At 56.9% G+C, this 26191-nt stretch carries 22 protein-coding genes; 7 read left to right on the forward strand and 15 right to left on the reverse strand.

The genetic code is table 11. The features are described from left to right. Nucleotides 1-44: 44 nt before the first annotated feature. From YQ44_RS21010 to YQ44_RS21035, 7 genes are all read right to left on the reverse strand, one after another. Nucleotides 45-1046, reverse strand: coding sequence for an extracellular catalytic domain type 1 short-chain-length polyhydroxyalkanoate depolymerase (locus tag YQ44_RS21010; protein WP_071325048.1), 1002 nt, complete (start codon nucleotides 1044-1046; stop codon nucleotides 45-47). Between the two features lie 117 nt (nucleotides 1047-1163). Beyond that, nucleotides 1164-3374 carry a TonB-dependent receptor gene (locus tag YQ44_RS21015; RefSeq protein ID WP_083411980.1) on the reverse strand — a complete coding sequence of 737 codons (2211 nt, stop codon included), beginning with the start codon at nucleotides 3372-3374 and terminating at the stop codon, nucleotides 1164-1166. Between the two features lie 147 nt (nucleotides 3375-3521). Further along, on the reverse strand, nucleotides 3522-4331 hold the full coding sequence (locus tag YQ44_RS21020) for an alpha/beta fold hydrolase (protein WP_083411981.1): 810 nt from the start codon (nucleotides 4329-4331) through the stop codon (nucleotides 3522-3524). A gap of 116 nt (nucleotides 4332-4447) precedes the next feature. Further along, nucleotides 4448-5086, reverse strand: coding sequence for a TetR/AcrR family transcriptional regulator (locus YQ44_RS21025; RefSeq protein WP_071325050.1), 639 nt, complete (start codon nucleotides 5084-5086; stop codon nucleotides 4448-4450). 98 nt (nucleotides 5087-5184) lie between these two features. Next, nucleotides 5185-6150 (reverse strand): bifunctional helix-turn-helix transcriptional regulator/GNAT family N-acetyltransferase, encoded by a 966-nt coding sequence (locus YQ44_RS21030; RefSeq protein ID WP_071325051.1) that lies wholly within the window; start codon nucleotides 6148-6150, stop codon nucleotides 5185-5187. A gap of 219 nt (nucleotides 6151-6369) precedes the next feature. Further along, the gene (locus tag YQ44_RS28400; RefSeq protein ID WP_083411982.1) at nucleotides 6370-7140 is read right to left on the reverse strand and encodes an HNH endonuclease; all 771 of its coding nucleotides are present in this window, start codon (nucleotides 7138-7140) and stop codon (nucleotides 6370-6372) included. Between the two features lie 139 nt (nucleotides 7141-7279). Then, nucleotides 7280-7708: a hypothetical protein gene (locus YQ44_RS21035; RefSeq protein WP_071325052.1), complete on the reverse strand. Its 429-nt coding sequence runs from the start codon at nucleotides 7706-7708 to the stop codon at nucleotides 7280-7282. A 127-nt stretch (nucleotides 7709-7835) separates the two neighbouring features. Here YQ44_RS21035 and YQ44_RS21040 point away from each other — a divergent pair, with 127 nt between their 5' ends. From YQ44_RS21040 to YQ44_RS21050, 3 genes are read left to right on the forward strand one after another with little or no spacing between them, the layout of a single operon-like run. Further along, nucleotides 7836-8330, forward strand: coding sequence for a hypothetical protein (locus tag YQ44_RS21040; RefSeq protein WP_071325053.1), 495 nt, complete (start codon nucleotides 7836-7838; stop codon nucleotides 8328-8330). 50 nt (nucleotides 8331-8380) lie between these two features. Continuing rightward, nucleotides 8381-8902 (forward strand): DUF1993 domain-containing protein, encoded by a 522-nt coding sequence (locus tag YQ44_RS21045; RefSeq protein WP_071325054.1) that lies wholly within the window; start codon nucleotides 8381-8383, stop codon nucleotides 8900-8902. A 39-nt stretch (nucleotides 8903-8941) separates the two neighbouring features. Then, nucleotides 8942-9460, forward strand: a complete 519-nt coding sequence (locus YQ44_RS21050; RefSeq protein WP_071325055.1) for a hypothetical protein — start codon at nucleotides 8942-8944, stop codon at nucleotides 9458-9460. A 3-nt stretch (nucleotides 9461-9463) separates the two neighbouring features. On the opposite strand, the gene YQ44_RS21055 is transcribed toward YQ44_RS21050, so the two are convergent. Further along, nucleotides 9464-10180, reverse strand: a complete 717-nt coding sequence (locus tag YQ44_RS21055) for an SDR family oxidoreductase (protein WP_071325056.1) — start codon at nucleotides 10178-10180, stop codon at nucleotides 9464-9466. Between the two features lie 162 nt (nucleotides 10181-10342). On the opposite strand from YQ44_RS21055, the gene YQ44_RS21060 reads away from it, so the two are divergent. Then, nucleotides 10343-11647 (forward strand): MFS transporter, encoded by a 1305-nt coding sequence (locus tag YQ44_RS21060; protein ID WP_071325057.1) that lies wholly within the window; start codon nucleotides 10343-10345, stop codon nucleotides 11645-11647. A gap of 57 nt (nucleotides 11648-11704) precedes the next feature. Here YQ44_RS21060 and YQ44_RS21065 read toward each other — a convergent pair whose 3' ends face one another. Further along, nucleotides 11705-12118, reverse strand: coding sequence for an SMI1/KNR4 family protein (locus tag YQ44_RS21065; protein WP_198043786.1), 414 nt, complete (start codon nucleotides 12116-12118; stop codon nucleotides 11705-11707). 450 nt (nucleotides 12119-12568) lie between these two features. Between YQ44_RS21065 and YQ44_RS21070 the strand changes: the two genes are divergently transcribed. Together YQ44_RS21070 and YQ44_RS21075 are read left to right on the forward strand one after the other, a co-directional pair. After that, nucleotides 12569-14149: an isocitrate lyase gene (locus YQ44_RS21070; protein WP_071325059.1), complete on the forward strand. Its 1581-nt coding sequence runs from the start codon at nucleotides 12569-12571 to the stop codon at nucleotides 14147-14149. A gap of 268 nt (nucleotides 14150-14417) precedes the next feature. Next, nucleotides 14418-15050 (forward strand): LysE family translocator, encoded by a 633-nt coding sequence (locus YQ44_RS21075; protein WP_071325060.1) that lies wholly within the window; start codon nucleotides 14418-14420, stop codon nucleotides 15048-15050. A gap of 365 nt (nucleotides 15051-15415) precedes the next feature. Here YQ44_RS21075 and YQ44_RS21080 read toward each other — a convergent pair whose 3' ends face one another. From YQ44_RS21080 to YQ44_RS21095, 4 genes are all read right to left on the reverse strand, one after another. Next, nucleotides 15416-17032, reverse strand: coding sequence for a DUF2326 domain-containing protein (locus tag YQ44_RS21080; protein WP_071325061.1), 1617 nt, complete (start codon nucleotides 17030-17032; stop codon nucleotides 15416-15418). Next, nucleotides 17022-17243 carry an ABC-three component system middle component 7 gene (locus YQ44_RS21085; RefSeq protein ID WP_156894936.1) on the reverse strand — a complete coding sequence of 74 codons (222 nt, stop codon included), beginning with the start codon at nucleotides 17241-17243 and terminating at the stop codon, nucleotides 17022-17024. Before YQ44_RS21085 ends, YQ44_RS21080 begins: the two co-directional genes overlap by 11 nt. Continuing rightward, nucleotides 17243-18085 carry an ABC-three component system protein gene (locus tag YQ44_RS21090; protein WP_156894937.1) on the reverse strand — a complete coding sequence of 281 codons (843 nt, stop codon included), beginning with the start codon at nucleotides 18083-18085 and terminating at the stop codon, nucleotides 17243-17245. Before YQ44_RS21090 ends, YQ44_RS21085 begins: the two co-directional genes overlap by 1 nt. A 633-nt stretch (nucleotides 18086-18718) precedes the next feature. Beyond that, nucleotides 18719-22897: a hypothetical protein gene (locus YQ44_RS21095; RefSeq protein ID WP_156894938.1), complete on the reverse strand. Its 4179-nt coding sequence runs from the start codon at nucleotides 22895-22897 to the stop codon at nucleotides 18719-18721. Between the two features lie 459 nt (nucleotides 22898-23356). Here YQ44_RS21095 and YQ44_RS21105 point away from each other — a divergent pair, with 459 nt between their 5' ends. Further along, nucleotides 23357-24709, forward strand: coding sequence for a hypothetical protein (locus YQ44_RS21105; RefSeq protein WP_156894939.1), 1353 nt, complete (start codon nucleotides 23357-23359; stop codon nucleotides 24707-24709). Between the two features lie 236 nt (nucleotides 24710-24945). On the opposite strand, the gene YQ44_RS29725 is transcribed toward YQ44_RS21105, so the two are convergent. Both YQ44_RS29725 and YQ44_RS21115 read right to left on the reverse strand, forming a co-directional pair. Beyond that, nucleotides 24946-25323 carry a helix-turn-helix transcriptional regulator gene (locus YQ44_RS29725; RefSeq protein WP_335589233.1) on the reverse strand — a complete coding sequence of 126 codons (378 nt, stop codon included), beginning with the start codon at nucleotides 25321-25323 and terminating at the stop codon, nucleotides 24946-24948. Then, a complete protein-coding gene (locus YQ44_RS21115; RefSeq protein ID WP_071325066.1) occupies nucleotides 25283-26149 on the reverse strand; it encodes a phage integrase N-terminal domain-containing protein in 867 nt (288 codons plus the stop codon). The genes YQ44_RS29725 and YQ44_RS21115 overlap by 41 nt, the downstream gene beginning before the upstream one ends. Nucleotides 26150-26191 lie beyond the last annotated feature (42 nt).

Below are 26191 nucleotides of genomic sequence, written 5' to 3' on the forward strand. Positions count from 1 at the left end.
GGCAGAAACGGGCCGGTCAAGCCGGCGTTCCCGCCCGCACCGCTTTACCTCTGATAGTTCTTGAAGAAATTCCAGCTGATCACGGTGGCGTCCGGGCCCAGCTCATCGCTGAATGGCCAGCCCGGAGGACCGCCGCTCCACGCGTGGTTCATGCCTTCCACCGTGTATTTTTGCGCGATGACGGCGCCGTTGTGCAGATAGGTATCGATGGAATAGCTGCGGCCATACGGCACGGTCTGGCGCACGATGCTGTCGGCACGGTAGCGCACGCTGTCATTGTCGAGGCCATCGTCGCCGTAATCGCTGGTCTGCAGGAATTGCTCGATGGTTTGCTCGCCATTGACGGGGTTGACGACGATGTCGGAAGTGCCGTGGAACACCATCGTCGGCATCAGCCGGCGCGGCGAACCCGAGCAGCGCCACGCATCCTTGCCGCGCACTTTCGGGTCGAACGAGCTGCCGTTGAACAGCGAGTCGGCGGCCGTGATCATGCCGGTGGCGCCCTTGTACATGCCGCCCGAATGCACCATCACGGCGGCGAACACGTCCGAGTAGCAGGCGGCCATGATGGAGGCCATGGCGCCGCCTGCCGAGATGCCCGTCACATACACGCGGCTGTCCTGCACCGCATATTTATTCTTGACCTTGTTCAAGATGCCCATCAGCACGGCCGGTTCGCCCGTGCCCCGCTCTTGGTTCAGCGGCAACATGAAATTCCAGCAGCGCATGGGATTGGCCGTGACGTTCTGGCGCGGATAGACGACGATGAAATTCTCGCTGTCGGCCAGTTCGTTAAAGCGGCTGACGGCGGCCATGCTGTTCGGCTCGGAACCGCAGCCATGCAGCATCAGCACGACGGGCAGCGGCGTGCTGGCGTTGTAGTTGCTCGGTAGCCAGACCTGGTATTCGCGCGAACCCCACAGGCTCGCGTACAGGCCAAAGTCCCACTGCCCGGCGGAAGCCGGCAACGCGGCCAGCAAGCCGCAGGCGGCGATGAATGCAGATAACAAATGACGCAGTTGGTGACGCAAACTCGGAAATTCCATGCCAGTCTCCTGATTATTATTAACGACGAAAACAGCGACAATGGGCCGGCTTGATCCAACGCAAGCCGGCCACTCCTACAACGCCCTACTCTTGCAACGTCCTACCTTGATGACACCTTAAAATTTGTAGCCTGCCTTGGCGATGATCTGGCGCGGCGGGCCGTAGAAACCGTCGAGGATGAACACGGCGGGAATGTTGTAGCCATCCGTGCGGTAGCGCTTGTTGCCCAGGTTGCTGCCATGCAGGCTCAAGGTCCAGTTCTTCGGCGCTTCCCAGACGATGCCGGCCGTCCAGATGCTGTAGCCGCCCTGCGCCAGGGTTTCGCTCAAGTCCGTGGTCGGATACACCTTGCTGCGGTAGCCATAGCCGACCATGCTGCGCAGGGCGCCGCCGAAGACGTCGCGGTCCGTGCGCGTCAGGTTCAAGCCCACTTGCCGGCGCGGCGTGTTGCTGAACTTTTGCGTATCCGCAATGTTCTTGCCGCCGCTCATGAACTCGTCATAGCCGGCATTGAGCAGGGCGAGGAAGCCGTTGACTTCCCACTGGCGGTTCGGTCGCCACGAGAATTCGAATTCGGCGCCCTTGACGGTGGCCTTGCCCGCGTTCGTGAAGTCGCCATAGAAGCCCGGCACGCCGCCCGGCTGCACATAGCTGGTGAAGACGGACAGCTGGATATCCTTGTAGCGGTTGTAGAACAGGGCCACGTTGGCGTCGAAGGTATCGTCCGGCGCCGCATACTTCATGCCCACTTCCAGCGCGTCGAGTTTTTCATCCTTGTATGGCCGCGCGGAATCGGGCACCACCAGGTTGTTGGCCCGCACGTTGTAGCCGCCCGACTTGAAGCCGCGCGACAGGTTGCTGTAGAAATTCGTCGTCTTCGACGCTTCATAGCGCACGGACAGTTTCGGCGAGGTATTGCTGACGGAGAGCGACTTGTCGAAGTCGGCCGCCGTCTGGATGGGCCGCGTGAAGCCGACATCGGCGAAGGTGCGGTTGAGCACGATGGCGCGCTTTTCCTCGCGCGTGTGGCGCAAGCCCGCATTGATGCTCCACACCTTGCCCAGCGGCCAGGTCCAGTCCGTGTACAGCGCCGTGCTGTCCGTCTCCACCGTGCTGACGGCGGCCGTGAACTGGCGTCCCAGGAAGTTGTTGTAGATGCCGCCGCCGGCCGTGCCTTCGAAGCGATACAGGCCGATCACGCCGGCGCCGTAGTCGCCGCTGTACGAGGCCTGCAGCTCCAGGCTCTTCTGTTCGTCGCGCGAGTCGCCGAAGACGTCGGCGATCGGCTGCGGCAAGCCGTCGAAGTCGATGGTTTGCTCGGACGTGCTGCGCCGCTTGGCGCCGATCACTTTCACGGACCAGTCGTTCGACAGCGTGTAGTTGGCCACCAGCGAGCCGCCCCGGTTGTGCGTGAAGTTGTGGCCAGGCATGCCGCTCTGGATGTCGTACGCATCCGTGCTGGCTGGCCGCTTGAGCGGGTCGAAGGCGCTCACGCCCATGCGCTGGAAGCCGCGCACGCCCGACTTGTCGTCGGTGGCGTCCACGCTCAGCACGACGGTCAAGGGTATATCCTGCGGAAAGTAGCCGACGGAGAGGCGCGCGGCCGTGCTGTCCTGGTCGCTGACCTGCTCGCCATTGAAGGTGTTGCGGCCGAAACCATCGCGGTCCAGCTTGGCGGCCGCCAGGCGCGCGCGCCAGGTGCCGCTCTCGTTGGCCACATTGAAGGCGGCCTTGAAGTTGCGCTGGTTGTAATTGCCCAGGCCCACTTCCGCCGAGCCGCCGTTTTCCTTGGCCAGCGGACGCGAAATATACTTGATGGCGCCGCCGATGGTGTTCTTGCCGTACAGGGTGCCTTGCGGCCCGCGCAGCACTTCGATGCGCTGCACGTCGAAGACGTCGAGCAAGGCGCCTTGCGGACGGGCCATGTAGACGTCGTCGAAATAGATGCCCACGCCCGGATCCACGCCCCAGACGGGGTCGGCCTGGCCGACGCCGCGGATGAACGCCGTCAAGGTGGTATTCGTGCCGCGCGAGGCGTACACGGTCAGGTTCGGCACGCGTTCCTGCAAGTCGGCCAGGTTCTGGATATTCGCCCTTTCCAGGGCCTTGGCGGAAAACGCCGTGACGGCCAGCGGCACGTCCTGCAGGCGCTCCTCGCGGCGGCGGGCGGAAACGGTGACGGTTTCCATACGTTCTTTCGCATCGCTGGCTTCCTGGGCACTGGCAGTGCTGGCAGCCGCGGGACTGGCTTCCTGCGCATGGGCCTGGGTGGCAAAGGCGCCGGCAACGGCGAGTGCGGCGGGCAACAGTTTCAAAGCAAGTTTCATAGCGTCTCCAATGTCAGGCTTGCTGACCGCCAGGGAAAACGGCCGGACTCCAGAATCGCAAGACGTAACGGTACCCGCGCGCGTGAAGCGAGCACCTGCCCTGCGACGATTGAAGCCGGCCCCCTGCCCGTGCGGCAAGTGGCCTGTTTATTTTGAATGTAGAGTAAGGAAGGACTGCAACAAGGTATTCACACGCTGCGCCTGGTCCAGGGGCGTGGCGTGGCGCGAGTTCGCAATGATTTCAAACTCGCAATGCTGAATCTGTGCGGCAAAGGCCCGCTTGCTGGCGACGGGCGTGTAATCCTGGTCGGCCGCCATGATGAGGACGGGCATGACCAGGGCCTGGAAGTGAATCTCGATATCCCAATGGAAGATGGCGTCCAGCGCGGCCAGGTAGGCGCGCTTGTCCATGCCCGCCATCTGCGTGGCGAAGCGTTCGACCAGCGCCTGCTGCGCGGGATCCGGGAACAGCTTCTTGCCGATGATCTTGCCCATGGGTTTCAAGCCCAGCGTGGCGATCACCGTGCGGCGCAGCCAGTAGGCAAACAGCAGCGCAGCGGGCTTGCGGCCCTGGAATGGTTGCGAGTTGATTAGGCACAAGCTGGCGACGCGGCCCGGCGCCCGGTTGGCCATTTCCAGGCCCACCATGCCGCCCAGGGAAAAGCCGACGATGTGCGCGCGCGGCACGTCGAGCTGGTCCATCAGGTTGAAGACGTCGTTGGCGAAGTCGCCGATCTGCCAGTCGCCGCCGGGAGCGGGACTGCGGCCATGGCCGCGCAGGTCGGGCACGATCACGCGGCGCGTGGCACCGAGCGCGTCGATTTGCGCACGCCAGTCTTCGGCGCAGGAACCGAGGCCATGCAGCAGAAACACAGGGGCTTGCTGCGCGGGATCGCCCTGCCCCCTGCCGAGGTCGAGGTAATGCAATGGAACATCGGATGTCGTGTGACGCCGCATTCTGTCTCCTTGCTGTTGAACATGCTTTGTGTTCAGGTGCAGGAATATATTTTCCTGCTGTTGGAAAACATAATACGGAATCCGAATTCCGATTTCAAGTTAAATCGACAAATATCTCAAGTCAGGTAATTTAAAGCAACACGTACCAGTTCATCCTCGAGCGCCGCGCCCGACAGGAAGGAGAGCGAACCCGACAAAACGTGCTGATTCAGGATGCCCAGCAGCACGGGCGGCACCACCATCATCGCCTGCGTGGGGTTCGGATGGCGGATGCTGGCTGACTTGCTGGCCAGCACGGCCACCGTGCGCTGCGAGATCAGATGATTGATCTGGTGCACCTTGTCGCGGAACTGCGCATCCTGCGAGCAGCGCGTGATGAGGGCGCGCAGCACGCCGCGCCGGCCCGTGTTGACGGCCACGAACATGGCCACCATGGCGCGGATGAACTCTTCCAGGCTGCGCCCTTCCCACTGGCGCAGTTCCGTCAGGGTCTCGACCTTGTCCACCATGTCGGAAAAAAAGCGCTGCAGCAGCAAGCGGCTCAGGGTGTCCTTGTCGCCCAATAAGCGGTAGAACGTGCCGACGGAGGTTTCCGCCAGCCTGGCCAGGTCGGCCACGCCGATTTCATCGAAACGGTTTTCCGCCAGCAACTGTTCGCCCACCAGCAGCAGGCGCTCGAACGCTTGCTTGCTGCGCGCCTGGGTGGGCTCGGGTGGCACGATCATCTGCGGGAAGGGCATCGGAAAGGAAGGCATGCGGCGTCGGCGTCTTTGAATAGTGGAACCATGGTTCCGTTATTGAATACGCCTATTGTAACGCGGGAGACGGCCGATGGGGAGCGTTCCCGTCACGCTCAGCTGCGGTTTCTGCCCTGCCACTCCATGTAGACGTCGGCGCGCTGGTAATGGGCGTCGCCGGCCGGCCGCGCCACGTGCGTAAAACCGCTGCTTTCATACAGGCGGATGGCCGGTGCCAGCTTGCTGTTCGATTCCAGGAACAGCAGTTGCGCGCCGCTGGCCTCGAAGGCGTCGAAAGCCCGCTCGATCAGCCGGCGCGCAATGCCCAGGCCCTGGCACTCGGGCGTGACGGCCATCTTCGACAGCTCGAAGCTGGCGTCGCCGGCGCGGATCAGGGCGCAGGTGCCGACGATCGTGCCGTCCAGGCGCGCCAGGAAGATCTGCCCGCCAGCATCGAGGATCGAGCCTTGCGGATCGGACAGCACCTTGTCGTCGAGCGCCTCGACATAGAAATAGCGTTCCAGCCAGGCGATATTCAGGCGCTTGAAGTCGGCCGCATAGGGCGCGTCGTAATCGATGATGTCCACGGCGGCCCGCTCGCGCTGGCGCCGACAGGCGGCGATCGTCTCGCCGAAGCCTTGCGCCTGCAGGCGCGCTTCGGCCCGGTCCAGGCTGGCCATCAGCTGCGGCGTGCCGTGCTCGAACACGGCGTCGACGGCCGCACGCACATCGTCCCACAGCGGCGCCATGTTATGCAGCAAGGCCAGCCCGGCGTCGGACAGCGCCAGCAAGCGGCGCCGCTCGTCCTTGCTGTCCGGCATTTCCACCACCACGCCGGCATCGAGCAGCTTGCGTCCCAGCTGCACCACCACGGGATGCGTCTGCCCGATCTGCGCGGCCAGCGCCGTGATGGACGTGGGACCGTTGTCGCGCAGCAGCAATAACAGGGGGAAACAGCGCGACGTCAATTCGACGCCAGCCGCCACGTAGCTGGTGTCGACGCCGGCATACAGTTGATCGGAAAGACGGCGCAGGCGGCTGGCCAGCATCAGCGAGCCGTAGTTTTGCAGGGTGGAGGACATGAGGAAGGAAATATATGTAAGTAGTTACGTATACCATAACGTAAACTGGCTTTCCGCGTCAATAGTATGAAGATCCTGCTTGAACGCAAAGTTGATGATCAGCGACAAGGTTTAAGGAGCAAGGCTCGAAACATGGCGATTTTCAAGCCAACAAGAAAATTAGAGAGCTGACTTCTGCCCCAAAAAAACCAAGCCAATCATTCAGGAACCCTGTCACGGTCATTCAGATTTATTTTGAAATAATTCCCACTGCTGATGAAGGGCGGCCATAGATGGCCTACTATCTTCAGTTTGTGGTGTAAAAGGAGTCCGTCCTTGCAATACTCGATAGGTTTCATCTGTAATATTTTCGTTTACAACGATGCTATTGTCGTGTGGATGAATTGCAATCAGTCCCAAATCCCATAGGGAATGGATATCCGCTCGAAGAAGAATGCCATTTTTCTTGAGGTTTGTAGCTTGGCCAAGATAAGGTGTGATGTGAGCCGCTTCGAGTATTGGTAAAACGCCACATCCTGTAATCGCACATTTGGCGCCATACACCTCTATGAGTTCTTTCCGAAATTTCGGCTGCCCACGTCGCACGACAATCTCACGAAGTACCTTACTGCGGGCATCGTTCTGATTCTTAGGGGAAAATTCCGACTGTATGGTAGCGGTCGCCTCTAATATCGAAATCTCTTTCGAAAAGTGGCCGTTTGCAACCGTGGCTCCCGCCAATGTGTCGCCAAGAAAATCCGCATACTTCCGCAATGCTGCGGCGTACATACCATGACCACGTAGATTCCGATCTTCGAATTCGGGCGTAATTACTATCTTCTCAGAAATAGATGCAAAAATATCTGTATCAGCAATTTCATACAAAGAATCCGCCTCAACAATTCTGTGCATGCGCGCCCAAGTCGTCAAAGGACCAGCAATCGCACTTCTATATTTTTCTGCAGTTGATGTCGAAAGGCCTTCGGAAATCATCCACTCTTCAAATTCCATATATTCATCCACAAGTAAGTTTCATTGAGACAATAACACTTACTTGGCCGATCGACATTATTTCAGCCCAAATATCCCACCGAGAATTAAGAATGCGTGATATTGAGGCCGCCAATTTAGCTATACAAAGATTACTTTTCTATTCGGCATCCTCCGCCAGCGCCTCTTGCAGCCTGGCCTGGAACACCGTCTCGACCAGCGCTCCGAGTCCCGGCCACACCTGCGTCAGCCAGCGCCTGCCCTCCCCGCTCGGTACCACATACGGCTCGCTGCGCGTGGCGCACGCCAGGCCGATCGCGATGACTTGGCCCGCATCGTCCAGGCCGCCCGCGATCATGGCGTCGATGGGCAAGGCGATCAGATCCGCGGTCAAATGCGGACGCAGCAGGCAGGCCGGCGCGATGATGGCGAACGACGCTTCCACGTAATTCCAGCAGTTGGTGGGCCAATGGGCCTGTTTGACGGCGTCGAGGAAGGCCGCGTCGCTGAGGGCATCCGGCCGGGCTTGCGCCTGCTCGTAAAAGGCGGCGAGGGCGACGAGTTGTGGCGGGGAAGTCCAGGTGGGCATCGGGCATGATCCGGAAGGCGCCGCGCTGGGCTGGCGGCAAAGGCGGACTGTAGCATGTTCAAGCGGCACGCCAAAACACGGCTGGCCCGGGCATAATGCTGGCATCATTCTCGCCCTTGATCTATGTATGCCGACCGCCTTTGAACTCTGGAAAGCCGAACTTTTAATTGTGGGCAATATCGTCCAGGATGACGATAGCGCCACGCCGCCCGATGACGCGCATCGGCGCTTCCAGCGCTACTGCGCCATGCTCGATGCGCTGACGGGCACGGAAGGCGCGCAATACGCGCTGGCCATTTTTCAATCCGTGCAGGCCGAGCACGATTACGGCGCCTACCAGACGGCCAACCGCGCCGCCTGGCGCTTCGGCGAAAGCGTCTACTGCGGCGCCCTGCTGCACGAACTGCCGCGTTTGATCGCCAGCTTGCCCGACTGGGCCGGCGACTTTCTCGTCGGCATCGCCAGCGGCGCCGGCACGCCCAACGCCTCGACCATCGCCTGCTTCAACGCCCTGCTGGCCGCCGCGCCGCCAGCGGAGCAGGCGCTGATCACGGCGTTTATCGCGCAGCAGGAAGACGACGGCTGGTTCGAGCATTGCCCGGGCATGCTGGGCAATCCGTAAGGGTCGCGCGCCTTTCTAATGATGATCAGCATAACTACTTAAGGAACTCCATGTCGGTCTACGCCATTACCATCCCCTGCTTTGCACAGATGCTGCGCTCATTGACGACCTTGCTGGCCAAGGGCGAGGAACGCGCCCAGGCACTGGGCTTCGATGCACAAAACCTGCTCGAGTCACGGCTGGCGCCCGACATGCACACCTTGGCGCGGCAGGTGGAATTCACGTGCACGCAGGCGCAGGAAGCCGTGTGCCGGCTGACGCAGCAGCCCTTGCCGCTACTTGAAACGCCCGCGAACATGCCGGCCGCCAGGGCATTGATCGCGCGCACGCTGGAGCTGCTGGCCGCCGCGGACCGCGCCGCGATCGACGCCAGCGCGCAGCAGCCGGTCGCCATCACCCTGGGTGGCGGCTTGACCTTCGACATGACGGGCCAGGAATACGCGGTGAACTGGGCCACGCCGCAATTCTATTTTCACCTGGTGACGGCGTACAACATCCTGCGGCACAACGGCGTGCCGCTCGGCAAAGCCGAGTATGTGCAGCATATGTTTGCCTATGCGCGGCCAGCGTGAGCGTTGCGACGGCGCACACATTTCAATAAGGAAGAAACCATGCTGTTATCACTCGACGATCCCATCTGGCCCACCCTGGAAGGCGGCTACCGCATGCCTTACGATGTGGCCGAGGCGCTCAAGGCCATGCAGGCCGGCGAAGACATGTGGCATGAGCTTTGGGAAGAGTTGCACCACCAGGGCGACGTGGGCGTCGCCTCGTATGCGGCCGTGCCCCAGCTCGTCCACATGCTCGGTGGCGCGGCATCGCGCGAGGAAGATTTCTATGCGCTCATCGCCTTGATCGAACTGGAGCGCCACCGCAAGCACAATCCGCCGCTGCCGGACTGGCTGGCCGACAGCTACCAGTCGGCCTGGGCGCAGCTGCCCGCCATCGCCGCACGCGACTTGCAGGGCCAGCTTGATCCCGTCATGCTGGAATCCGTGTTCGCCGTGCTGGCCCTGGCCAAGGGCAACTTGCGGCTGGGCGCCCTGCTGCTGCAGATGGACTCCTCCGAAGCGGACGAGTGGCTGGAAGAGCGGCTGGGCTGGAACGAGCTCTACGGCGACGCCGCCTGAGGTTTAGAAACGCTCGTCGCGGATGGCCGGCAGCACCAGTTCGCGCACGAAGGACACGTTCGATAGGCTCAGCAGCGCGCGCACGATGGTGAGAACGTCATGCACGGGAATCAGCTCGCCTTCGCCCCGCGCGGTGGCGTCCGCCAGCGGCACGGACAAGCCATCCTGCGTATTCAGGTAGCCGAGCTGCAGCGCCGTCACGGCCAGGCCCTGCTCGCGGAAACTTTCGCGCAAGGCATCGGCGATGCCGTTCAGGGCGAACTTCGACGCGCTGAACGTTACTTCCGGGCGGCCGCTCTGGCGCAGGCCCGACGTGGAACCCGTGAGTATCAGCTGCGGCTTGCTGCTGCCCAGTAACCTGGGCACCAGGCGCTTGAGCAGCAGGATCGTGGCCGTGATGTTGGTATTGACCATGTCGACGATGGCCTCGTCCGCATCATCGAGGAAGGCATACTCGTCGGAAAACGCCTTTTCTTCCCACACGCCCAGGTTGTAGATCACGGCATCGAGCCCGGCGGGCGCCTCGCGCGCAATCTGCTCGACGGCTTCCACGGGCCGAGCCAGGTCCGCCGCGATCCACTGCAGTTGCGCGCCTAGGCCTGCATCCAGGCTGCCAGGCCGCTGGCGCGACACGCCGATGAGCGTATGCCCGTCGCCCAGCAAGCCATCGACGAGCGCGCGTCCCAGGCCCCTGCTGGCGCCCACGATCATGATTTTCATGCAGTGTCCTTTCTAATGAAGTCAACGCCGATGATAGCCGCGTTGTATTAAGCACAGCTGAGGCTGCGTGTGCGGCCGCCACCCTGGCGCGGCGTTTACTCACGCGGCGGAAATGCGTATGCTAGCTCTGGCAATCTCCCATAAAACACAAGAACGAGACACATGCCTACTTCCGACACCGCCGCAAGCAACGCAGCAACACGCCCCCTGACCCAGCAAGACTACAAGACCCTGTCGCTGGCCGCCCTGGGCGGCGCGCTGGAATTCTACGACTTCATCATCTTCGTCTTCTTTGCCAACGCCATCGGCCAGCTGTTCTTCCCGCCGGAAATGCCTGAATGGCTGCGCCTGCTGCAAACCTTCGGTATCTTCGCCGCCGGCTACGTCGTGCGCCCGCTGGGCGGCATCGTCATGGCCCACTTCGGCGACTTGCTGGGCCGCAAGCGCATGTTCACCCTGTCCATCCTGATGATGGCCGTGCCGACCCTGCTGATCGGCCTGCTGCCCACGTATGCCACCATCGGCCTGGCGGCGCCGCTGCTGCTGCTGTTGATGCGCATCTTCCAGGGCGCGGCCGTGGGCGGCGAAGTGCCCGGTGCCTGGGTGTTTGTCTCCGAACACGTGCCCAGCCGTTTCACGGGCTTTGCCTGCGGCGTGCTGACGGCGGGCCTGACGGTCGGCATCCTGCTCGGCTCCCTCGTGGCGACGGGCTTGAACACCGTCTACACACCGGCAGAAATCACCGATGGCGCCTGGCGCTATCCCTTCCTGCTGGGCGGCATCTTCGGCTTCGGCGCCATGTATCTGCGCCGCTGGCTGCATGAAACGCCGGTCTTCGCGGAAATGCAGCAACGCAAGGCGCTGTCCACGGAAATGCCGCTGAAATCCGTGCTGCGCAGCCACCGCGGCGCCGTCGCCGTGTCCATGCTGCTGACCTGGATGCTGTCAGCCGGCATCGTCGTCGTCATTTTGATGACGCCTGCCCTGTTGCAAAAGATCCACCACATCGCGCCGCGCACCACCCTGGTGGCCAATACCGTGGCGACCCTGTGCCTGGCCTTCGGCTGCATCCTCGCCGGCATGCTGGCCGACCGCCTGGGCGGCAAGCGCGTGATCTTCGTCGGCTCCGTGCTGCTGGCCATTTCCACGTATATTTTCTACACCACCATCGGCAGCCGCCCCGACCTGCTGCTGCCCCTGTATGCGATGACGGGCCTGTGCGTCGGCGTCGTCGGCGCCGTGCCTTACGTGCTGGTGCAGGCGTTCCCGGCCCAGGTACGCTTCTCGGGACTGTCGTTTTCCTACAACTTGTCGTACGCAATTTTCGGTGGCCTGACGCCCGTGGTCGTGACCCTGATGCTGAAGAACAACGTGCTGGGCCCCGCCTATTATGTGATCGGCGTCTGCGTGGTGGGCATGCTGACGGCGCTGTTCATCAAGGACCAGCGGCAGACGGTGGGACGCTAGATTCGCGCAGCGCGCGGGGCTAGCCTCGTGCGCTGCATCAACTACGCCGCAAACATATCAAGAAAATAGCAATAGGAAGTCGTCAAAGGAGCTTGAAATCTTTCGCCAGTAATCATCGTCCCACAAGATGACAGAGGGCGCGCTCCGGGCGCCCCTGAAATCGAAACAGAATTGACTCCCGTCACCGGCCATGCCGAAACAAATGATTTCTGTAAAATCAACGATGTCCGGTATGGCTCCCGGGCCAGCACTGACACTGCCAAGCTCCCCATAGCAGCCATCGCAGACGAAACACGCCCCGAGCTTCGCTGTCTGGGCAGTCAATTCGACGACATCCGTATAGATGTGAGCCAATTCCGTCTGCAAGACGCCACCGCAAGAATCCAGTTCTTTCTTCAGTCTCAAATTGCAAAATCCTTCCGCATCCCGATGCCTTGCTGCAAAAGCAACATACTCGGCGGGTAAGTCCATACCGTTAATCTGCATCGCTGACTTTACCTTTCACAATCGGAGCATGATATTAAATCAAATGTGCCTGGACCCGGCTTGACGGGCTCCTCCCAGCCGAAAGCCCGCGCCGAACCACACCACATGGAGCCACACGCTGGCCGGCGCCACCTTCGGGTGGCTTTTTTCACCCCGATTTGTCGCGCTGCACCAAAATCTGAAAACACGTTTCACATCGCGGAATCTCAAACAGCAGACTCAGCCATTAATGCTCTCACTTTTTGAAAATTCATTTCACATCCTGAAAATCAATAATTAAGCCATTGAAAAACAAGGAATAAATTTAAGTTATATGTCTTATATAAGACTTGAAGATCGCCACGAATCGGCCTACTATTTAGTCATGCAGTTCGCATCGACAAAGCGGCGCACTCGACGATTTTCTCAAACTTAGTTTTTCTTTAGGAGATACACATGTCCCAATATCAAGACGACATCAAGGCAGTTGCCGGTTTGAAAGACCAACAGGGCAGCGCCTGGAACGCCATCAATCCCGAGTCCGCCGCCCGCATGCGCGCCCAGAACAAGTTCAAGACGGGCCTGGACATCGCCAAGTACACAGCCAAAATCATGCGCAACGACATGGCCGCCTACGATGCGGACCCATCCAAGTACACGCAATCGCTCGGTTGCTGGCATGGTTTCATCGGTCAACAGAAGATGATCTCGATCAAGAAGCACTTCAACAGCACCGACCGCCGCTACCTCTACCTGTCCGGCTGGATGGTCGCCGCCCTGCGCTCCGAGTTCGGCCCGCTGCCAGACCAGTCCATGCACGAGAAAACCGCCGTCTCGGCCTTGATCAAGGAGCTGTACACCTTCCTGCGCCAGGCCGATGCGCGCGAACTGGGCGGCCTGTTCCGCCAGCTGGACGCTGCCCAAGGTGCTGAAAAACAAGCGATCCAGGCCAAGATCGACGGCCACGTGACCCACGTCGTGCCCATCATCGCCGACATCGACGCCGGTTTCGGCAATGCCGAAGCCACCTATCTGCTGGCAAAACAGTTCATCGAAGCGGGCGCCTGCTGCATCCAGATCGAAAACCAGGTATCCGACGAGAAACAATGCGGCCACCAGGACGGTAAAGTCACAGTACCGCACGAAGACTTCCTGGCCAAGATCCGCGCCATCCGCTACGCCTTCCTGGAACTGGGCGTGGACGACGGCATCATCGTCGCCCGCACCGACTCGCTGGGCGCCGGCCTGACCAAGCAGATCGCCGTCACCAACGAGCCAGGCGACCTGGGCGACCAATACAATTCCTTCCTCGACTGCGAAGAAGTGTCGGCCGACGCACTGGGCAATGGCGACGTCATCATCAAGCGCGAAGGCAAGCTGCTGCGTCCGAAACGCCTGCCGAGCAACCTGTTCCAGTTCCGCGCCGGTTCCGGCGAAGAGCGTTGCGTGCTCGACTGCATTACCTCCTTGCAAAACGGCGCCGACCTGCTGTGGATCGAAACGGAAAAACCGCATATCGCGCAAATCGGCGGCATGGTCAGCGAAATCCGCAAGGTCATCCCGAACGCCAAGCTGGTGTACAACAACAGCCCGTCGTTCAACTGGACCCTGAACTTCCGCCAGCAGGTGTATGACACCCTGAAGGCCGAAGGCAAGGACGTCTCCGCCTACGAGCGCGCCCAGCTGATGAGCGTGGAATACGACCAGACGGAACTGGCGATCACGGCCGATGAAAAGATCCGCACCTTCCAGGCCGACTCGGCCCGCGAAGCCGGCATCTTCCACCACCTGATCACCCTGCCGACCTACCATACGGCAGCCTTGTCGACCGACAACCTGGCCAAGGAATACTTCGGCGACCAGGGCATGCTGGGCTACGTGGCCGGCGTGCAGCGCAAGGAAATCCGCCAGGGCATCGCCTGCGTGAAACATCAAAACATGTCCGGCTCGGACATCGGCGACGACCACAAGGATTACTTCAGCGGCGAAGCGGCGCTGAAGGCGGCTGGTAAAGACAATACGATGAACCAGTTCTGAATTTTTGGCTTGGCTGTAGAGTGAAAAAGCCCGCTTCGGCGGGCTTTTTTGCGTCTGCCGGCCGGTACGTGCAACGCGGCTGGCCGCGGGCAGCAGCATCGCTGCCCCGCTGCAAGCACGCCGCGATGGCCATGTCCGACAGGCAACTTTCAGCTGTGCTAATCTTGACTCCCGGGTGAGCACCTTGCGCAGAGACCGCATGCCCGGAAAGCCTGGTCCATGCCGGCGTATCGCCGGGCATGCCATGCATTTCTTCTGGAGATAGCGCGTGCCTGATGTGACAGCCTTGCTGATGTTTGGACTCGTGGCCCTGGGCATGGCGTTGACGCCCGGCCCCAACATGATCTACCTGATTTCCCGCTCCATCAGCCAGGGCCGCCGCGCCGGTTTCATCTCGCTGGGCGGCGTCGCCGTCGGCTTCCTGTTCTACATGCTGTGCGCCGCCTTCGGCATCACCGCCTTTGTGTTTGCCGTGCCCTACGCCTACGATGCACTGCGCTTCGGCGGCGCCGCCTACCTGCTGTACCTGGCCTGGCAAGCCGTCAAGCCAGGCGGACGCTCGGCCTTCGCCGTGCGCGACCTGCCTGTCGACGGACCGCGCAAGCTGTTTCTCATGGGCTTGATCACGAATCTGGCCAATCCCAAGATTGCGGTCATGTACTTGTCGTTGCTGCCGCAGTTCATTACGCCGGGGCATGGGAGTATTTTGGTGCAATCGGTGGTGTTAGGTTGCGTGCAGATTTCCATCAGCCTGGTGGTGAATGCGGTGATTGCGGTGATGGCTGGGTCGATTGCGGGGTTTCTATCAAGCCGGCCGGGGTGGGTGATGGTGCAACGGTGGGTGATGGGGGGAGTGTTGATGGGGTTAGCGGTGAGGATGGCTGCCGAGGGGAGGAAATAAAAAGGCGAGAGGGGGATTCCCATTAACGAAAGCGCCCCTTATTATCATTGATATTTATGCAGGCACAGCATAACCATACCCCCAATTATGCCCCTGCTCGTCGACTAATTTTCTTCTTGGAAGTAAAGATTAAATAATTCTCGAATTGCACAATCCGCTTTCGCCCCATCGCGGACATAGCCAATTCATGGAAATACTCAACGTTGTAGGTAAGCGGCTCGCCGAAAGCGGGGCCGCCTGACCGCCCAGTTGGACGGCACTTTCGGACGCGCGATCTTAGCAATACTTGGCCAAGGATTTGGAATAATCGACGATGAGTTGATGGAGTGTGTCGAACGCTACGGCGCTGATTGATGAAGATTTCGCTAGCGAGACCGCCATTTCTTCTTATAGAGTACGTCCTGCTCGTTGAGTTCAAGAACGCAACGCTTCCTGAGAACATCAACGGTTGTCGCACCATACTTCTCGATTTCGTCGAGTACGGTGAAAATCTGCTTGGTCGGAAACTTAGTGTATTCGACGACAAAGGCGGCCACTGCATCATGCTCGACATTCTTGAATAAAGGAAGGTCGTGAATGAGGAATGGCAGTTCGGTAAGCGACAGAATTGCCAAATCAAACAGTACAAGGTTGGCAAAAGCTGTACCCGTTCCAGTATCGTTGTCAATCTCGTATTTGTAAGAATTTTGCCCCAATAGCAACTTCGGCGCATTGGCGCCCTGCCCATAAACGTCGATCGCCAGCCTCTCCAATTCCTGATTTATTACAGACTCGATGTCCGTCAAGATTGCTAGTTTGACGGTTTCCAGCGACTCTTTGGCCTCGACGAAATCCTTTTGTAGTTCTTCCTTTTTTTCGAATTTCTTATTTGCCGACTTCAAGGCATTCCATTTTTCCGACAGTTGATAGACACGGTCCACAATGACATTGGGATTGTCGTGCCCTTTGACGCGCTCGGATACCTTGCGGTCGACATCAGCAATCGCCACGTCGAGGGAATTAAGCTGCAGTTGGAGTGTCTTTTCCATCTGCACCAACTCCTGCTTGAGCAGTCGCGCCACGGCGCTGTGAAATTCTTCAATGCGCACAAGCTTCTCCACCTGCATATCCGGGAAGTATTCCTTCAGTCCCTCCAGCTGACTGCTCTTGACGTGCTTATTCGCCTGAAGGTTCTGCTGCGTCCGAGTCAGCTGGTGGAATACCTTTGATCTTTCACGCAGTAGCAAGTCCTTATCCTGGGCAAGGTCCATGACCTCCCTATCGACAATCGCGCGAAGGTTCAAGGCGTACTGAGCCAGGTTGGTCTTAATTTCTGCCACTTCCTCGCTAATCAAATTTAAGGCAGATTCATTGGCCTCGTATTCCCTTTTCCCAATCCTCGAAAGGAACTCCATGCCTTCTGCCTTGCGCCACACGCGGCGATGCTCGTCCGCTTGCGCAAACACAGCGGAGGAGTGCTCCACTTCGCTGAAGCGACCAAACAGTTTGATCAGATTGTTGATGCAATCGCTCGCCGACTGGCTCGACACGGCATGCAAAGGCCGATGCACATTGGTGACGTTGTCCTTTGGCCAGACCCGGGAATAGGGGGCCACCATACTACGGAAGGAAAGACTGATTTTCGGCGTGGCGTAGGACTGTACCAGCCAGGCCGTGTACTGGGCCACTGTCAGTGGTTTGATTTGATTGTATTGACCATCGCATTCGATGACAAATTCGGAACGCTCCGTAGCCCGCTTGAAATAATGTTTCTGGCCGTCAAACTCAAACACAAACCGATATTCGTGGTGCCCGATATTGGGGACGATGTCGTCGTTTTTATCCAATAGGTCTGCGCCGCCGAAGACAAAATCAATGACCATTAGGAGCGATGACTTGCCGATCGAATTGGCGGCAGCGGCATCACCGATCACGACGTTGAGTCCCAGATGGAATTCGACCTTGGGTACACGGAAGGCATCTGATTCAATTTCACGCAGCATGGCGAACTATCCCACTCTCAAGGTCCACATCGAGCTTTCCTAAGACATACAAAACATCTACCGCATAAATGAACTCATTAATATCAGGAAAACCGTCTTCCACATGCTTATACAGCTGGTGGATCGTATATGGTGGCGGCAAGGCCAGCACTAGCGGCAGACGGCCAAGTATCGACTGCTGCAACGTAATAAATTTGCTTGGGGTTATCATTAGAAAAGCTCACAATTCTGTACAAAGAATGCGGCGACCACAGCAGCGGCCTCCTCCGTCCCGTTCGGCGTCTTGGACAAGATCCAGCCCACTGTATTCTGAAAGATCTGCTGCTGCGTCAACTTCAGACCTTTCTGCTTCGTGTAGAACAGCTTGACTTGCATCGCAATCAGGACACCTTGTCCTGGCACTGTCTTCTCGATTTCAGCCAATTGGTTACGGACAAAAAGGTAGAAAGACGACACGTCGTTCTTAATTTTTTGCTTGGTCAAGTTGGAAATCTCGCCCTCCAGTTTGGTGTCTATCTCTTTGGCTACGTAGTCCGCGTCCAGTATTTCTGTCGTTGCCTCCGACATCAGTGCGTCCATAATGGTCGCGATGTCAGATTCGATCTGGTATTCATATTGGATGCGCCGTTGAGCATCCTGACCAAGCAGGCGCTCCTTGATTTTCTTCAGCGCCCGGTAGTCCTCCAAAGTCTTGTCTGTGTCATAGAGCTTATGGCAGGTAAAGCAGAGCGGAATCAGATTGCATTCGTCGTTTGGACCTCCGCTGAGCTTCTGCTCGCCAAGCAGTATCGCCAGCTCTGCCGGGGTGGGGTTCAACGGATAGATGTGGGCAATTTCGTAATCCTTCACCCAGTTCTTAGCCTTCTTAATAAACAATGGCCGCCCACACTTTGGACAGACCTGGTTCACCTGGCTGCATAAGGCCAGCAACGTAGTCGGCTTGAACGTAGGCCGTGCTACAGACACAAAAGCTTGGCTTACCTGGCTGCTTAGAGCCAGCGTCAAACTTGGCTGTGCCACTGGCAAGAGAAGTTGTAGTTGCTCCGTTGTCATCCACGCATGCGTCCATAAAAGGTAGGCATCTAGAATAGCATTGCTTGCAACAAAGATTGACGCGCATCATCGAAACTTCCACTGTTCATTTATACAGCGTAATGACAATTAACGAATGTAAAAACAAGCGGACATTAGGCTGCGCCGCTGTTTATCCAACACTTTTATCGCTGAAGACGTTATGTCTTTTATGGGGCGGTTACGGTCTGCTAGTCATGATGTGCATCTAGCCCCCTAAGACTGTCGAGCAAATCATTAGCCTGCGATCCCGCGTAATTAGAACCATTGCTTGGAGTAAAATCGCCGTCTGCGGCGAGGGTTGCGTTACATTGATTTGGCCGACGTGGAAAAATCGGTAGAACAAGCCCTGCGAAACGAGCCAGAACTGCCTCAAGCAGCCATGGCTGCTTTAACAGACAAAACGGGGGTGCAGGTCCAATATTTAGACACGGATTGGTGCTGTGGTTACAGTAGAAGCCCTTAGGTCGTTGTCGATAGCATTGCGTGCCGAAGACGTGCGTTCGTTGGTCGAACTGACCCGGCTTTTGCAGTGCTCAATGCCTCAGCCCATGTCCAAATGGCGGACCTGCCCCCGGCCCTCTTGAACTCCGTTAAGCTCATTTCATTGAAGGCCTATCGGTAACATCTGATATCGAATACTTCAAGCGCACGCACAGGGAGAACACCTGGCATTCGATTGTGTTCTTCCATGATCAATCGCGCTTGCCCCCTAAGGTACGCAATCAACTCTTCAAACTTCTGGCATCGCTTGCCATTGACTTTCCAAGTTCGTTCCTCAAGCCTAAATAATACAAGAACGCCATGTGAGCTGTTGTACCCCTTGAGATACTGGCCCAATATTTGAGTGCGAAGGGTATCTACTAGTTCTGCTGCACTATATCTTCCGTCGGAGTCTAGCGGCTTAATCTCTAAACAGACGACATACTTGTTGCTGGTCGAAAGTTGGATATCAGTCTTGTTGTTGTCATCGACCTCCTCTTCCCTCTGCACGTTGAAGCGTGCAAGAGGGACACGCTCAGAAAGGCGCGCGGCAAGCCAAAGTTGCACATCCTTCTCATCCATTTTTGGCTTGAACAAATTCCTATCGCTGAATGGCCCTTCTTCCACACCTCGTTTGATTTCCCCCAACCGTGCCAGAACCTGCTCTAGCAATTGGTCAGCCGACTTCGCTTCCGCCTCGAATCCATCGATAAGCGTTCGCACCTGATCGAAAGTTGTGAGCGCCTCGACTTCGGCAGCTTGCGATGCATGAAGCAATTGCTCAGACAGCAGCCATTGACTTGTAGACTGATCTGGCTCAAGCTCCGCTAGTTTAGCCAACGCGCGGTTCGCTGCTGCACTTGGCACCTGTCTAACGATGTTAGGAATACGCCCGACCAAAGACTCAACAGTTGAAGATTGAAATGGAAATGCGTCGTCGAGGTTCTTTGCATATGGCCGGAAGAGCGCATAAATTTCAACAAGAAGGTTCAAGCGCTCATCACCATTAACTGCCAACTTGGCCCCAAAATTTCCTATATTCTCTGCAAATTGAGTGACGAGCGACTGCCCTCCATCGTTTGCAGACTCAACGCGGGCTTTGAACCACGACCATGCATCTTCAGGCGCACTATAAAGCCACCGGCGAAGCCAACCGATATCGATCACTTCGCTGCTTTCCGAATCCTTGACCCTTTCACTGGCGATCTTTGCTTGCTCCGAATCAGACAGAATACTCAACTCAGCCATCGCATCCCATATTACCTTTCTAAGCATCGGATGTGTGGCATCCTCCGAAACCACAACCCCTTTTAGCTTATTGAGTAACGGACGCTGGATCTCGTGAGGTGCACCTAATAAGAAACGGATAGCGCTATGAACTGGCTTCCCAACCTGTTCAGTTGCCGCCTCTGCCAAAACCCATTGCTCAAGCGCGTCCGCAATCGCGACCTCGTTGCCCGAGCAGACCGAATCGAATACGGGCGAAGGACCATTCGGATACCAAACCTCAAGGCGGGCGATTTTGGAAATATCGCTTGCATCTAATGCATAGCCTCGCGCTACAAGAATTTGAGAGCCCGACGTAGCAAGCAGAAGCCTCCAAGGCACAGAGCCATCCGGGTACGACGAAGGATCATCTACATCGTAGCCTTTAAAGTGCTTAACCAGCCCATTTGCAAGAGCATCGGCTATTTGCTTGCCGAATTTTTCCGTGACCTCATCTAAATCAATTTTTTCAAAGAGTTTGCTGCGCAAGTCGCGAAGAATGTACTGCGTCAATTTGAACAGCGCATTGTATTCTGCATTTTCAATAGCAGGAAGGTCATTGATGATCATATCAACATCCCTTTCCTTTTGCCTCACTCTTTCGAGTTTGTCTTGCTCCTGCTCCGCAAGGTACGTCCGATGCTCGTCTGAGAATTTTCCTTCTTCTTCTTGAAGCCGCTGGATAAACGTCAAACGTTCCTGCTCGTAAGGTGGGACCATAAAGCGTTGCAATGCTTCCGACTTGAGAGGTGTCTCGTAGTATGAACCCACCAGGCGAACGCCGGCCTTGAACCAGGCACGATTTACTTCTACTGACAATGTCGTGTTGTTCGCCTTCGAAACAACTTCGTCATAATCTTCCTTTTCGAGACCCACAAGGCAGACATTATGGAAGAGACTTGATCTTCCTTTCATCTCGTCACGTAGCGCAACCTCATTCAAGAGGTGCCATCGAAGAGTTTTGTTCCCAGCAATCAGACCTTGAACCTTCCGGAATTCATCCATCGGAGCATAGTTAGTGCGACGCAAACGCTCCGCTTCCCAAGTTGCGGAAACGCATACGCTGATATCAACCTCTGTGGCTGGGAACAATTCAAGAGCACGCTCGAACGCATCGGCGAATGCGGCATATATCCACGGCGGCTGCAAAATCTCAGACTCCCTCGGCGTATCAAGCCAACGAGGCAACGACTCCAACAGCGCTTGCAGTGCCAGCAGCGCAATCTCGAACTCGCTTTCCTCGCTCAGAACCTCGCCAAAGGCTCCCGCCATAGGCCCACCAAATTCTTCTTCAGGGCCAGCCTGTGAAATCAAGCTCTTTAATTCATCCAAAGAGAAACCGCTCAGCCCAATGGCTTCCAACAGCTCTGCGATCAGCTTGTTATTCTTCGCGAAATCTCCTGCAAAAAGCTTCGCTTTAAGACTGGCTAGCTGCTCTTGTGTCCCGATTTTTCCAATTGCTGCTACTGCTTGTCGGTATATGTAACCCGAAGGAGAAGTACGCTCCAAAAGGCGCTGGATTGCAGTGTCGCAGCCAACAACCTGCCCATGATAAATGTAGATAAGCACTGCCCCGCATGCAGCATCATTCTCAGCGAAATGAACGAGCATCGAAGGTAGGAAAGTTGGTCGCAGCGCTGCGCACACTCGCGCCATTTCAGCCGCACTGTTGGACCAATCTTTATACCAACCTTGCGACAACTTGGTTAGATATCCTTTAAATGCCAGTTCAGCGGTTGGCGCATCCCATCGCGATGGATCGCCGTCGAAAACGAATACTTCGGGATGTTTCGTCGCCACCCATCGCCGAAACTCATGATCCAAGGAGCATGCCCAACTCAACCCATAGCGGCGTGCAGGTATCAACACCGACTTGCCATACTGCTCTTTTACAAAAAGGCGCATTAGGCGCTCAAGCGGGACCCCACACGCCCTTCGGGTTGCAACCCATCGGCCAAACAGATACTCACGCGTTGAGCGATGATTGAGAGTAAAGCGCTGGAAAGAAGAGAGGCCAAAGGCAGCTGAGCCCAACAGCCGTTTAATTTCTTGAGAATCCCACTCACGCAGCAACTCGATTGCATTCAAACTGCGCGGATTAGAAGTGCCTTTAATCGAAATGTCCTTTATCCCGGACACCTCCATAGCCATAGCGACCAATTCAGCGCCGGATTGTGCACGCTCATTGGATAAGGTAGCGACCTTATCGGAATAGGATTCATTTTCCTCACTCAATCGGCGTTGCACATATGCGCGCATGAGCTCTGTGTAGTTGGATAGCTTTTGATTACTATTCCAATATTCCACAAGCCATGCAAGATCACGGGGACTCACTGCCATCCCTAAGTAGTTCCCGCCATGCACAGCATCCCAAAAATCAGATTCGTTTGTCACGTTGAAGTGACGAGCCAGTTTCACTTGTTCAGCTCGCGAAAGCGGCTCGAGTACAACCGGCTCAACCTCTTCTACCTGAGGAAGTTGGGCGTTGCCCGAAGCGAAATCATTTTGATTGAGGATGCCGTATTGCGACGAGCAGAGAGGCTTGGTCAACAAACTATGCACTGCACTTCGAACATCCGGTACCACCCAATCGTAAAAGCGACTCGAGAGGAAGATCTGTGCTCGATGAAACTGCTTCTTCAGTCTATGATGTACGCCAACAAGTGCCTTTCTAAAGTCAGCGGGGTCGCTCAATCTAGCTTCGTCAATTGAGTCTAAGAAGAATATCCCCTTTCCACTTGCGCTTGCTTCCCATTGCTCTAGGCGCTCCTCCTCAACAGGGTCTAAATTCCAACCGTCGCCATCGATCTCGCATAACGGCACAAACAAGGTAAACGCGCTTGCCCCCATTTCGACAGCTCGCAACTTGAACTCCGTAGTCTTCCCAATTCCAGGCGATCCGAGAACCACGACTACCGGCTTCGTTAGCTGCTCCCATTTGAGCTCGGCACGATCACTATGAAATGACCTTGCCATTTCATCGATATCGTCAACTTCTGAGTAACGACGAAATTCACGTATTAGAGAGACTGTTTTGGTCATCATGAGCATTTTTGAGACGGCTGTTTCGCCGACACTTGTGACAAGGCATTCCCCTATTTTACATAGGCTATAGTCAATAGAAAAAAAACCATCAAAACAAATAGTTAAGGTACCGAATCATTGATCATTCGCTCGCCATATAACACTGTTTCTCCCTTTCAAATCAATAACATAGGAAAAACCAACCCTTTACATATTATATTGGATAAGGCTAGACTTCAACCGTCAGCAAACAACGCGCTGAGAAATTCAATGCGGGGCAACCAATACTTGCCTGTCCTTGACCGTGGAAGAAGGTTCACCCATTTAACTCGCTGTTGATGGGATGCCGACTACCAGGCGAAACCGAGTGATGAGCCGTACGGGGCGGTTAGACAGCGAACCCTTACCAATCCTAGGGGTTCGTCCGTCTATCGTAACAACAGTCCAAGAACCACCGAATAATTAAAATAATCTAAAGCGATGCCGCCAAAAAAGAAGAAAACAGATACGCAACCAGTGAAGTACTCTGGATTCGTTCTTACTTTTGAGCCAGAAAGGACAGAGTGGCTTGCAGCACGCCTCCACTCAGGCCGCGACTTAGCAGATTCTTTCTCTGCTCTAGACTGGGAGTTTGAGCGTAGAGAGCTAGTTTTGTTAGTGCTGAGTAAAGACCCGCTTGCAATTTCCGCCATGGCTATGATGGAACGAATGCATGGTAGCGGTGGATCGGGCAAGCTAAAAATGCGCATGTCGAACCCTCTCACGTTCGATCCGCCGATTCGAGCAGGGGAGTTACTGCTTTCCGACTTGGAGGCCGTCACGTGCACACCTGAGACTATGAAGCGGACCGACAACCCAACCTGGGAATGTCTACTGGGAGAGCTTCGTGCGTCACGTCCAGCAGCATCAGAAGCGATTGATCAGCTAATTGCCTTGAGAGCAGAGGAGCGCCGCTTACTTGGGCAATCTAATCGGGTCGAGCGCCTAAACGAGCAGCGGGACGGATTGGGCCTTAGTCTGGATATCGCTGAGTTAGATAAAGGAAAAGTACTTAAAAGCCTGAAGACGGAGAACATTGAAACAGCATCTTCAATTCTTGATCTTCTCGACGGGTTACCAATCCAAGAACGAACACTGCTTGAGCACGATGCTCGTATTTTTGAAATGTTGTTGGGGAATGTCCCAAGCAAGTCTGCTATGTTTTCAGATGACAGCGGAAAATCCGTTCGCGTCCATGTAGTAGACCAAACAGCAATTGAGACAGTCATAGGAATAGATCTCATTATTTACAGCACATGCTACGAAAACTTGCTACTTCTTCAGTACAAGAGGATGGAAAAGCAGGGAAAAGGCTGGTCCTATAGGATCTCGCCGACATCCAACATCAACGACCAATTAGACCGCATGGACGCATTCCGCTCCACCGTCCCCTCTATGCCGCCAAGCCCGGCAACGCTTTGGAGCTATCGCCTGCATGATGGGCCGTTTTATTTCAAATTCTGCGAGCAATTCCGACCGGATGCACGGGACGATAGCCTGATTAAAGGAATTACTATGCCCGAATCGCATCTACGCGAATTTTTGGCACTTCCAGAGGCAAAAGGATCAGGTGGTGGCTTGTCGGTCGGCTATGACAACTGCCCTCGCTATTTGAGCAACACTGAGTTCATTCAATTGGCACGTGTGGGCTGGATCGGGGCAGGCCCCCAATCGATTTCGCTTCTCAAGCAAGTTCTGGAAGCAAGTGCCAAAGGCGGGCGCTCCGCGATGTTCGCCGTAATTGACACGCCGAAGAAGAAGTCTGCCTCAGGTCGAGGCAAGAAAATAAAGTGACTTTACCTAGAGGAGAGGGGGGCAGGGTCAGGTCCGCCATTTGGACACGGGCTGATGCGCTGGGCGCCGTAAAAGTTTGCTCAATCGAAACCTAATTAGAACCACGAACGCGCGCCACAGGCGCGCGGGGCTGCCGCGCAGCGGCAGCAGTTGGACAATTTGGTGAGGACCGGTAGGCCCGCCCCGTGACGTCTTACGAGATGGGGCGCTTCTATCCAGCCACTATTAACTCCCGCTCAAGCGACTCCACGCCTAGCGTCAATACAGCGCTGCTGCCATTGAGCGATTTCCTCTGCGTCCCACGCGATAGACTTGGGACCGATAGGTATCGGGGCTGGCAACACGCCTGCCTTCACCTTGCGCCAGATTGTGGCTCGGGACCAGCCAGTGGCCTCGATGACAGCAGGCAAGCGGAGGAATTTTTTGGTCGTGGTCATAAGATTCTCCTTCGATTGATGAACAGCAAACAATGGAGAGTCATGCCGACTCTCCTCGATAATTCCGGCAGCGCCAGGGCTGCGCCCCGTACATATCTTCAGCTCCATGCGCTGCGGCCCTGATACAAGTGGGCGGTCATCTGCCCAGGTAGATGGAAGTGACCTGTTCACGGCCATGCCCCATCTCCGCCGAAATCTTCATCCGCGCAGCTTGATCTGCGAGTTTTTGTGAAGCATCCAGCTGTCTGGACGTCGGGCCGCCACTGGCTGGACTAGGTCGACCAGTCAGCTCGGCATAGCGCCGCTGCGCGTACTCATGGCGCAGCCCATGCACGCCATGGATGCCAGCCTTGTCGCACTGCGCCCGAAAGCGGTTCAACTGATCCCGATACCGCAACTGCGCCGGAATCAGGCTGCCTTTTCCCGCCAGCGCCTTGGCCGCTTCCAGCACGGCGCGCTGGTGCATGGTGGCAATCGGCACCTCCCGGTATTTGCCGCCCTTGGTCCAGCTATCCTGCAGCCGCAGGATGTTCCCGCCATCGGCCCATCCCGGCTTGATCTTGATGCTTTCCTCGCGCCGCAATCCAAACGCCGCCTGAAGCTGCAGGGACATGCGCGTATACGGATCATTCACGCGGGCCAGCGTATCGGCGTCAAGCACCTTCGCCTTCGAGACGTTGGTGACAAACACCCGCTCCGCGATGCCATATTCGCCGTTGGTGCGCGCGATGATGTTTTCCTTGCCGATCTTCTCGGCCCACCAGCGCAGGGCGCTCATGCGATTCTTGATCGTGCCGGTACTGACGCCATCCTGCTTCCACTTGTCGAGCAGCGCCGCCACATGCTTCGGTTTCAGGCTGTCCACGCTCATATGCTGGAAGCCCCGTTCCGCCAGGTCGTTGGCGCACAGGTTCAATAAGCGCTCGCGGTCGGCCTGCGTCGCAAAGCTGCCATCCCGGTTGCGGTGACACAGTTGCTTGAGCTGGTAGTTCAAGTCGCGCATGGCAAAGTCATCCCTTCGATCTTTGGTTTCCACATCGATGCT

Source organism: Janthinobacterium sp. 1_2014MBL_MicDiv (genome assembly GCF_001865675.1).
In the GTDB taxonomy this organism is placed as follows: domain Bacteria; phylum Pseudomonadota; class Gammaproteobacteria; order Burkholderiales; family Burkholderiaceae_D; genus Janthinobacterium.

Excerpts from the sequence above, each read along its gene's own strand:
- YQ44_RS21105 (WP_156894939.1), top strand. The coding sequence starts at position 23,357 with ATGCCGCCAAAAAAGAAGAAAACAGATACGCAACCAGTGAAGTACTCT.
- YQ44_RS21020 (WP_083411981.1), bottom strand. The coding sequence starts at position 4,331 with ATGCGGCGTCACACGACATCCGATGTTCCATTGCATTACCTCGACCTC.
- YQ44_RS21060 (WP_071325057.1), top strand. The coding sequence starts at position 10,343 with ATGCCTACTTCCGACACCGCCGCAAGCAACGCAGCAACACGCCCCCTG.
- YQ44_RS21010 (WP_071325048.1), bottom strand. The coding sequence starts at position 1,046 with ATGGAATTTCCGAGTTTGCGTCACCAACTGCGTCATTTGTTATCTGCA.
- YQ44_RS21035 (WP_071325052.1), bottom strand. The coding sequence starts at position 7,708 with ATGCCCACCTGGACTTCCCCGCCACAACTCGTCGCCCTCGCCGCCTTT.
- YQ44_RS21115 (WP_071325066.1), bottom strand. The coding sequence starts at position 26,149 with ATGCGCGACTTGAACTACCAGCTCAAGCAACTGTGTCACCGCAACCGG.
- YQ44_RS21090 (WP_156894937.1), bottom strand. The coding sequence starts at position 18,085 with ATGACAACGGAGCAACTACAACTTCTCTTGCCAGTGGCACAGCCAAGT.
- YQ44_RS21095 (WP_156894938.1), bottom strand. The coding sequence starts at position 22,897 with ATGATGACCAAAACAGTCTCTCTAATACGTGAATTTCGTCGTTACTCA.
- YQ44_RS21030 (WP_071325051.1), bottom strand. The coding sequence starts at position 6,150 with ATGTCCTCCACCCTGCAAAACTACGGCTCGCTGATGCTGGCCAGCCGC.
- YQ44_RS21055 (WP_071325056.1), bottom strand. The coding sequence starts at position 10,180 with ATGAAAATCATGATCGTGGGCGCCAGCAGGGGCCTGGGACGCGCGCTC.
- YQ44_RS21050 (WP_071325055.1), top strand. The coding sequence starts at position 8,942 with ATGCTGTTATCACTCGACGATCCCATCTGGCCCACCCTGGAAGGCGGC.
- YQ44_RS21065 (WP_198043786.1), bottom strand. The coding sequence starts at position 12,118 with ATGGACTTACCCGCCGAGTATGTTGCTTTTGCAGCAAGGCATCGGGAT.
- YQ44_RS21015 (WP_083411980.1), bottom strand. The coding sequence starts at position 3,374 with ATGAAACTTGCTTTGAAACTGTTGCCCGCCGCACTCGCCGTTGCCGGC.
- YQ44_RS21045 (WP_071325054.1), top strand. The coding sequence starts at position 8,381 with ATGTCGGTCTACGCCATTACCATCCCCTGCTTTGCACAGATGCTGCGC.
- YQ44_RS21085 (WP_156894936.1), bottom strand. The coding sequence starts at position 17,243 with ATGATAACCCCAAGCAAATTTATTACGTTGCAGCAGTCGATACTTGGC.
- YQ44_RS21040 (WP_071325053.1), top strand. The coding sequence starts at position 7,836 with ATGCCGACCGCCTTTGAACTCTGGAAAGCCGAACTTTTAATTGTGGGC.
- YQ44_RS21070 (WP_071325059.1), top strand. The coding sequence starts at position 12,569 with ATGTCCCAATATCAAGACGACATCAAGGCAGTTGCCGGTTTGAAAGAC.
- YQ44_RS29725 (WP_335589233.1), bottom strand. The coding sequence starts at position 25,323 with ATGGCCGTGAACAGGTCACTTCCATCTACCTGGGCAGATGACCGCCCA.
- YQ44_RS21025 (WP_071325050.1), bottom strand. The coding sequence starts at position 5,086 with ATGCCTTCCTTTCCGATGCCCTTCCCGCAGATGATCGTGCCACCCGAG.
- YQ44_RS21080 (WP_071325061.1), bottom strand. The coding sequence starts at position 17,032 with ATGCTGCGTGAAATTGAATCAGATGCCTTCCGTGTACCCAAGGTCGAA.
- YQ44_RS28400 (WP_083411982.1), bottom strand. The coding sequence starts at position 7,140 with ATGGAATTTGAAGAGTGGATGATTTCCGAAGGCCTTTCGACATCAACT.